4 protein-coding genes are annotated in these 8790 nt (G+C 66.0%); all 4 read right to left on the minus strand.

The features are described 5' to 3' along the window. Positions 1–212: 212 nt before the first annotated feature. A complete protein-coding gene (locus tag AC0L3K_RS33415) occupies positions 213–1190 on the minus strand; it encodes an LLM class flavin-dependent oxidoreductase (RefSeq protein ID WP_473367612.1) in 978 nt (325 codons plus the stop codon). Next, positions 1187–1918, minus strand: coding sequence for a 4'-phosphopantetheinyl transferase family protein (locus tag AC0L3K_RS33420; RefSeq protein WP_007600598.1), 732 nt, complete (start codon positions 1916–1918; stop codon positions 1187–1189). The genes AC0L3K_RS33415 and AC0L3K_RS33420 overlap by 4 nt, the downstream gene beginning before the upstream one ends. A 245-nt stretch (positions 1919–2163) precedes the next feature. Next, positions 2164–2337 carry a hypothetical protein gene (locus tag AC0L3K_RS33425; RefSeq protein WP_007600599.1) on the minus strand — a complete coding sequence of 58 codons (174 nt, stop codon included), beginning with the start codon at positions 2335–2337 and terminating at the stop codon, positions 2164–2166. 141 nt (positions 2338–2478) lie between these two features. Continuing rightward, positions 2479–8790 (minus strand): amino acid adenylation domain-containing protein (locus AC0L3K_RS33430; RefSeq protein ID WP_473367613.1); only part of this gene is annotated, 6312 nt, incomplete at its 5' end.

Genomic DNA, 8790 nt, shown 5'->3' on the forward strand with positions numbered 1-8790 from the left:
CCGCCCGGGGGGGGGGGGGCGCATCGCCCGGGGCGGGGCCCTTTCCCCCCCCCCCCGGGGGGGGGGTGGGGGGCCTTTCCGCCCCCCAAAACCGGGGGGGGGGGGGCCACAGGTCTCAGGCATATCTCGCCCGCAGAGAGAGCCCCTCACCCCGACCCTCTCCCCGTAAGAACGGGGAGAGGGAGAAGAGGCACTTCCTTGATAATTCGATCTCAAAACATCCCGCTTGCCGCGAGCGCCTTGCAGACGTGCTGCATCTCGGTCTCGTCTGCGACCATGTCGAGCATGATCGTGGTCAGCCCCTTCGCGGCAAACTCCTTCAGCTTCGCGCCGATCTCCGCGTAGCTGCCGACGAGGTAGGGGCAGTCGGCCTGGAAGGTCAGGAACGGCAGCAGCCAATAGCCATTGTCCGCGAGCTCGCCGCTCTGGCCTTCGTAGAGGCGCCGTTTCCACACGGAATCGCTGTTCTCCACGGTGAGCACGAGCAGCTCGCGATCGTCGGCATTATCGCGGAAACGCGCCTTTGCCGCTTGCCGTGCCTCGTCGCGTCCCTCGCGGGCGAAAATTCCAAAATTCACGCCCGGCGCGTCGAGGCCGCGGTCGAGATCGGGCGGCAGCATCTGCATCTTGATGCAGCCGGTCTCCTTTGCGACGCGCTGTGCCGGCTCGGACTGACCTGCGACGAGAAATTCCGGCATCAGCTCCGGCGACAGGCTTGGTCGCAGTTGCAGGTTGCTTGCGCGGTAGAACCGGCCCTCGAAAGTGGCGGGCCGCGGGCTTGCCAGCAACTGGCGCATCAGCGCAACGAATTCGCCGAGCCGGACATAGCGGTCGGCATGCGACTGCTCGTCACCGAGCCCCTGCAAATCGCTGACCGCCGTCCCCGTGATCATGTTGAGATAGACCTTGCGGCTGTGGAGCTGCGCAAAGGACGAGACGAATTTTGCCGCCGTGAACGGGTGCATGTAGACCGGATTGACCGCGATCAGCGGCGAGGACCTCGTCGTCTCGCCGATGATGTGCTGGGCCATCGCCCAGGGCTCGACGAACACGTCGTTGCCTTCGAACAGCAGGATGCCTTCGAAGCCGTTGCGGTCGGCGAACTGCGCCACTCGCATCAACTCACCGACATATTTCTTGGGGTCGCGGTTGCGCGAAATCGCGGGAAAGACACGCAGCCGCGGCGTCATTCAGCTGCCTCCTGCAGCGGCCACGCATTGCGCGTGATGGGAAGGCCGCCGCTGGCGCGGGAGCCGTCGGCGATCGCGAGACGATGCGAGGGCGACGGCGAGATCAGCTGGAATCGCCACCCTTGCGGATCGTCGGCGATATCGGGCTTGAAGCTGATCTCGATGGCCTCGCGAGATACCTGCATGGCGAAGGCGTCGAGCGGCAAATTGAGGCCGAAACCCCTGGCCTTCAGATAGGCTTCTTTCAGCGTCCAGTAGTCGAAGAAGCGCTCGGTCGCGGCGGGCTCCGGCAGCCCGCGCAGCGCTTCGACCTCTTCCGGCGCGAAGAACCGAAGCGCGGTCGACAGCGGCGCCACCCGACGCGACACGGTCTCGACGTCGACGCCGACGGTCTCATGCCCTGACACGACGCAGGCGACGCAGCCGTCGGCGTGCGACAGGCTGAAATGCAGCGTGCTCGAGGTCTTGGGCGATGCGACAAACGGCCGCCCGTAACGCCCGGCCGCAAATGACCAGTCGGTCGGTGCGACCTCAGGTGCGACGTGGGAGAGCGCAAGGCGCAACATCGCGTGCGCGAAAATATACTGTCGCTGGTGCCGCTCGAACACGAAGCGGTCGGCTCGTACCCGTTCGTCGACCGAGAGCAGGCGCCGGCACGTATCAACCGCATCCGGCGCGTCAAAAGTCTCGATCAGTCCGACAAACAGTTCAATTCTGTCGTCTGCCATCAATTGGGCCCATGGCGTCAGGCCGGGGCCAAATCCCCTGCCATGACGGAAGAATCAACTGAGCAAGAATCAACTGAGCGGACCGCTTCTAGCGGTCCACTCCGGCGAATCCTTGTCGATTGCTGGCCGGTTTACGGGCGCAAGCTTGTGCGAGACCCCAACTCGACAGGCGAGCGGCCAAATCTGAAAACTGAAGCCCGAAAACTGAAGCCTGAAGATTCGTGCGGCGTCCCGGCCGACGAGTCTTACGTCTTCTTCTTCTTCTTGGACTTCTTGGAGCCGCCCAGCATCGAAATGCTGGCGTCGACGTCCTTCAGCGCGGACTGCAGCTTCTTCTTCTCGGCACCGAGCAACTTCTGCAGGGCCTTGCGGTCCTTGTCACTCAACGAGGTGCCCTTGGTAAATTTGATGAAACCCATAACGAACTCCCCGGTTGAAAATAATCGTCCAAATCAAAACGCGAGAATAATCTTGCGCGATGGCGCCAAATAATCAAGATGCAACTTGGTCATTCACAGCTTTGACGGGTGACCCCGTATTCGCCCGTGCTGTACGGCCGGTCATGCCGCCCTGCGATTGAGCAATCGGCCGAGTGGTGCGTTGGGTTGGGCGAGGGCCGCCCCGAGCAGCGCGACGAGATCCTCCATCCACTGGCCGACCGTAGCGCGGTCGAGCAGCTCGCTCTTGTAGTTGCATGAACCGGTGATTCCCGTCGGCCGCTCCTTGAGCATCAGCGACAGCCAGGTCTGGTCGATCGGCAGCACCGGCTGGCCTTCGCGGGCGATGTTGCCGATCGATCCTGTCGTGAGATCAGGCAAATCGAGCGGCTGGCGCAGCGGATTTTGCAGGGTGAAATAGACCTGGAGCAGCGAGGCTGGATTGACCCCCTCCTGCTCCAGATGGTCGGCCAGGATGTTGAACGGCAGCTCCTGGCGCGCATGCGCGTCAAGCACGCTCTGGCGGACCCGGACCACGGCCTGCACGAACGACAGCTCCGGCGTGATTTTGGTGCGAACGATCACCGTGTTCTCGAACGGACCGACGATCCGGTCGGTGTCCGGCTGGGCGCGATTGGCCATGGCGGTGGCGATCGAGATGTCGTGGCGGCCGGCCCGCGCCAGCAGCACGGCTTTCAAGCCGGTCAGCAGGCACATGAACAGCGTGCAATTGTGCTGGCCGGCGAAAGCCGCGAGCCGGCCGATCAGCTCACGATCCAGGCTGACGGGATGGTGCCCCCTGGACGGGCCCGGACGTGATCCGCCCTCGAAGAGGGGAGGCGCCCCGCGCAAATTCTCCGTCCAGTCGGCCGCCTGATGGCGGGCGGCATCGGTGCCGCACCACCAGCGCTGCCAGCGCGCCACGTCCGAAAAGGCCGGCGGCGATTTCGGCAGCGGCACCGAAGGATAGCCAGCCAAGGCCGCATAGCGGCTGGACAATTCCTCGAACAGCACGCCGATCGACCAGCCGTCGACAACGGCGTGGTGCAGCGTCAGCAGCAACACGTGATCGCAATCGTGGAGCCGCAACAGCCGGGCGCGCAGCAGCGGCGCGCGCGTGGTGTCGATCGGGACATAGGTCTCCTGTTCGATCAGGAGATCGATCTTGCGGAGCTCCAGCGCCTTGCGCCGCTTGTTGTTGTGGGGCTGGCCGTCGCCGATCGTCTCGACACTCATGACACGGCCGAGGGCGCCGGGCGCGGCGATGCGGCTGACGGGCTCCCCGCCGCTCCAGCCAAAATGGGTCCGCAGCGATTCGTGCCGGCGCACGATGTCATCGATCGCCTGCGCCAGGGCGGCCAGATTGAGCGGCCCCTGAAGACGGAAAGCGAAAGGCAGGTTGAACAGCGGCAGTCCGTGAAGATTCTGCTCGATCCGCAGCATCTGGTCCTGCGCGATCGAGAGCGTGGGAGGGCTGCCTTCGGCCAGGCTCGCTGTAGCCAGCCTTGCGAAACCTGCGGCCGGCTTGCGCGGCTTGGCCGCCACGGCCTCGTCTACCCGCCGGGCAAGCTCGTCGATCGTCGGTGCCTCGAAGATGGTCTTGATCGGCAGCGACACGCCGAGCGCCCGGGCGACGCGCGCCATGACTTGGCCCGCCAGCAGCGAGTGGCCGCCGAGGTCGAAGAAATTGTCGGTGACGCCGAGGCTCTCGATCTTCAGCAGGTCGATCCAGATGTCGGACAGCACCTTTTCGGTGAAGCGCCGCGCCGGCACGGCCGCATCCGGTCCGGACGTTTCCTGCTGCGCCGGCGCCAGCAGCGCGGTGCGGTCGATCTTGCCATGGGCATTGAGCGGCACCTGATCCAGGAACAGGAACGCGGAGGGGATGGCATGGCCCGGCAGCCGGCTCTGCAGGAAGTCGCGCAGCTCGCTGGCGCTGCTCCGGCTGCCCGATCTTGCGACGATATGGGCAATCAGCCTGACATCGCCGGTTGCTTCGCGGCGCGGCTCGACGATGCCGGCGCGCACACTGGGATGGTCGGCAAGCGCGTTCTCGATCTCCTTGAGCTCGATACGGTAGCCGCGAACCTTGACCTGATGGTCGGCGCGACCGAGGCATTCGATCGTGCCGTCGGCGCGGTGGCGGGCAAGGTCGCCGGTCCGGTACAGCCGGCTGCTTGCTTTGCGCGAGAACGGATCGGGCAGGAAGCGCTGCCGGTTCTGCGCGGGGTCGTTGACATAGCCGCGGCCGACACCGGCGCCGCCGATGCAGAGCTCGCCGCTCACGCCGACCGGCTGCGGCTGCAGGCTTGCGTCGAGCACGTAGAGCTGCATGTTCGGCAGCGGCGCGCCGACCGGGACGTTGCCCGTCGTGGTGGTGGGTGCCCTGGTCAGGCGATGCAGCGAGACGTCGTCGGAACATTCCGACGCACCATAGGCGTTGATCAGCGGCACTTTCGGACAGCGGGCGAACCAGGCCTTGCAGAGATCGACGGGCAGCGGTTCGCCGGTCGAGATCAGAAGGCGTAGCCTCGCAAAGGCGCGTCGGACCTGTGCCTCGTCCATGCGATCGAGGATCACACGCAGCAGCGATGGGACGATCTCGAGCACCGTGATGCCCTCGCGCTCGATCTCGCGCGCGAGCAAAATCGGGTCCTGCACGATCGCGGTACCGCACACATGGACCCGCGCACCGACCATGGGCCCCGCGAGGAACTGCCACACCGAGATGACAAAACTCTGCGGCGCGGTCTGCGCGATCACGTCCCGGGACGTGAGTTTCAGCTCGGAGATGAGCGAGGCCAGATGGTTCGAAAGCCCGCGCTGCTCGATCATGACGCCCTTCGGCGCGCCGGACGACCCGGAAGTGTAGATGAGATAGGCAAGGCTCGAAGCCGCGCGCCGCGTTGCACGGGCCGGCTTGGTCGACGCCGGCGCGATCGCGTCCTCGAGCTCGGCCACCTGAAGGCGCTCGACCAGCGGTTCGAGCAGCGCCTCGACCATGGACGACTGCGCCCGTCCGGTCAGCAGCATGCGGGCGCCGCTCGATCCGAGGATGGTTGCGAGCCGTGCCGGCGGCTGGTCGGGATCGAGATTGAGGAAGGCGGCGCCCACGCGTTGCACGGCGATCATCGCGGCAAGCAGGTCGGGCCCGCGATCTGCAAGCAAGGCGACTACGGTCTCGGCGCCGACGCCTTCGAGGGCAAGCCAGCGCGCGGCCGCTTGGCTGCGGCGCGCCAGCTCGCGGTAGCTCAGGGATGTGCGGCCGTCCGACACGGCGATCGCGTTCGGCGTCTTCTTGGCCTGGCGGTCGAAACCTTCGCTCAAATTGCCGCGCGTGGCGAAATCGGCCGGCACGCCCCGGCCCTGCGCCAGCAGCTGCCGGCGTTCGGTCTCGCTCAGGAGTGGCAGGTGCGAGATGCGCTGCTCCGGATCGGCGATGACGGATTTGAGCAGGGTTCTGAACTGAGCGGCCATGCCCTCGATCGTCGCCGCGTCGAACAGATCGGTGGCGTATTCGAAGAAGCCGGTGAAACGGCCGTCGGCCTCGACCAGTTCGAGCGTGATGTCGAATCGCGCCACTTGTGGATCGATCTCGATCCGCCGCGTCGACAGACCGGAGAATCGTGCCGCCTCAATCGAGGCGTTCTGGAGGATGAACATGATCCGGAACAGCGGATTGCCGTCGCTCCTTCGCGCGATCTGGAGCGCGCGCAGGACCTCTTCGATCGGGAGGTCCTGGTTGCGATAGGCATCGAGCGTGACCTGCCGGACCCGGCGCAACATGTCGCCGAAGCTCGGATCGTCGCCGAAATCATTGCGCAGGATCAGGGTGTTGGCGAACAGTCCGATCAGGCGCTCGCTCTCGATCTGGTTGCGGTTGGCGATCAGCGATCCCGTCGCGACATCCTCGTGTCCGGTGTGACGGAACAGCAGGCACTGGAACATTGCGAGCAGGGTCATGAAGGGCGTGACGCCCTGGTTCTGGCTCAGCGCACGCAAGTCGGCCGACAGAGTCTTGGAGAATTCGAGATAGTGACGGGCACCGTGGCCGCTCCAGACCTCCGGCCTTGGCCGGTCGGTCCGCAGCGGCAGCGTGGTGACGCCGTCCAGTTGCGTCCGCCAGTAATCGAGCTGCTCCTTGGCCGCCGGCGTCTTGGCCCAGCTCTGCTGCCAGAGCGCAAAGTCGCGGTACTGGAAGGCGGGCGCAGGCAGTGTTGCCACGTCGTTCTTGCGCGCTGCCGAATAATGGGCGGCGAGTTCTTCCCAGAACAGTCGCTGCGACCAGCCGTCGGTGACGAGATGATGGACGTTGACCACGAGCGCGTGGCTGCTCTTGTCGAACGAGAGCAGCGTGACCTTCAGCGGCGCCTCGTGCGCAAGGTCGAACGGATGTTGCGCGAGCCGGAGCGCTTCGCGCCTGACAACAGCGGCCCGCTTGTCCGCCGGGCAGGGCTTGAGCTTGATCCGCTCGAACTGCGGCGGCGATTGCAGCACAAGCTGCACCGGCTCGCCCTCGCGTTCGATGATGACCGACCGCAACGCCTCATGGCGGGCAGAGGCCGCGGCAAGGCTCGCAGAAAGTGCGGCGACATCGAGCCCACCCTTGAGGAGCGCGACTTCGACGACGTTATAATTGTAGCGCGTGGGGTCGAGCCGCGAGAGCACGTACATCCGCTGCTGCTGGAACGACAGCGGCGCGTCTGCTTCGCCGGCTTGGCGCCAGGCCGGCAGCATCGTTTCGCGATGGCTTGCGGCGGTCTCGATCCGGTCCGCAAGCGCGGCGGGCGTCGCGCAATCGAAAACGTCCTCGAACGAGAAATCGACATTGAAGCGTTCGCGCAGGCGCGAGCGCATCTGCGTCACCGCGAGCGAGTCCGCACCCAGCGCAAAGACGTCCTGATCGCCCCCGACCTGTGGCAGCTCCAGCAAATTGGCCCAGATCCCGGCGAGCTCAGTCTCCAGCGCGTTGCGCGGCAGACGGGCCTCCTCCTCGCCGCCGCCCATTGTTGCGATCAGCTCGGCCAGCGCATTGCGCTTGACCTTGCCGCTGGCGCCTTTCGGCAGCGTCGCCACGCTACGGATCAGGCTCGGCACCTTGTAGGCCGCAAGCCGTTTCCGGGCGAACTGGCGCAACTGGTCCGAGGTCGCCTCGGAATTCGGCCGCAGCACCACGATTGCGGCGACGTTCTCGCCGAGCTTCGGGTGCGGGACGGCAAACACGCCGGCCTCCAGCACCGCCGGATGGCTGAGCAGGACATCTTCGACCTCCAGGGGCGAGATCTTCTGCCCGCCGCGGTTGATGACGTCCTTGATACGGCCGACGATGACGAGATAGCCGTCGGCGTCGAGATAGCCGAGATCGCCGGTCCGGAACCAACCGTTGCGGAATGCGGCCTGCGTCGCCGCCTCGTCATTATAGTAGCCGTGGCTCATATTGGGTCCGCGCAGCATGATCTCGCCGTGCTCGCCGCTGGCGAGCGCGCGGCCGGTCTCGTCCATGATGGCGATCTCGGGGCCCGCGGCGCGGCCGACCGATCCGACCTTGCGCAGCTCGAACGGGTTGGCCGCGATCTGCGAGGCCGCCTCAGTCATGCCGTAGGTTTCGAGCACGGGAACGCCGAACGTCGCCTCCAGTCCGTCGAGGATCGCAGGCGCAAGCGAGGCCGAGGCGGAGCGGATCACGCGCAGCGACGACGATCGGGCGAGATCCGGGTTGGCTTCCGCCGCCGTCAGCAGCGCGCGATGGATGGTCGGCACTGCGGTGTACCAGGTCGGTTGCAGCTGCCGCATCCAGCCGAAGAAGGAGGCTGCGTCGAAACCCTCGGTACAGATCACGCTGGAGCCCGCGGCCAGCGCCGTTAGCAGGCCGGAGATCAAACCATGGGCGTGAAACAGTGGCAGGACGTTGAGCAGACGATCGTGGGACGCAAGCGACAGCACGCGGCCGGCATTGTAGGCGGAGAGGCACACATTGCGATGCGTCAGCGGCACCATCTTCGGCCGCGCCGCGGTGCCCGAGGTCAGCAGGATGAACGCGTCGTCGTCGCCCCGCGAGGCGCCGCTGCTGCTCGCCGGTCCAACCGCCGGCCCGACGAACGTGCAGCCGCTGAGATCGTCTTGTGACCCCGGCACGAAATCGATCACGGCAATATCGAGCACCTTGGCGACATCGCGGGCCGCCGAGTTCGTGTCGGCCCGGGTGACGAGCGCCGTCAGCTTCAATTCGCTGAAATAGCGTTGCAGCTCGTCCGCCGTCAGATCGGGATTGACGGGGACGCAAGCGCAGCTCGAGGCGACCGCGATCAGGGCCAGTGCGCTGTCGGCACCGCGCGGCAGCGCAGCCGCAATGCGGTCGGCAGGGGCGATGCCAAACCCGCGCAGCGTGCGGACGAGATCCTGCGTCCGCGCGCCAATCCCGCCGTAGTTGAGGAC

The sequence above is a fragment of the Bradyrhizobium sp. MI1.10 genome (genome assembly GCF_055811035.1).

Excerpts from the sequence above, each read along its gene's own strand:
- AC0L3K_RS33415 (WP_473367612.1), bottom strand. The coding sequence starts at position 1,190 with ATGACGCCGCGGCTGCGTGTCTTTCCCGCGATTTCGCGCAACCGCGAC.
- AC0L3K_RS33420 (WP_007600598.1), bottom strand. The coding sequence starts at position 1,918 with ATGGCAGACGACAGAATTGAACTGTTTGTCGGACTGATCGAGACTTTT.
- AC0L3K_RS33425 (WP_007600599.1), bottom strand. The coding sequence starts at position 2,337 with ATGGGTTTCATCAAATTTACCAAGGGCACCTCGTTGAGTGACAAGGAC.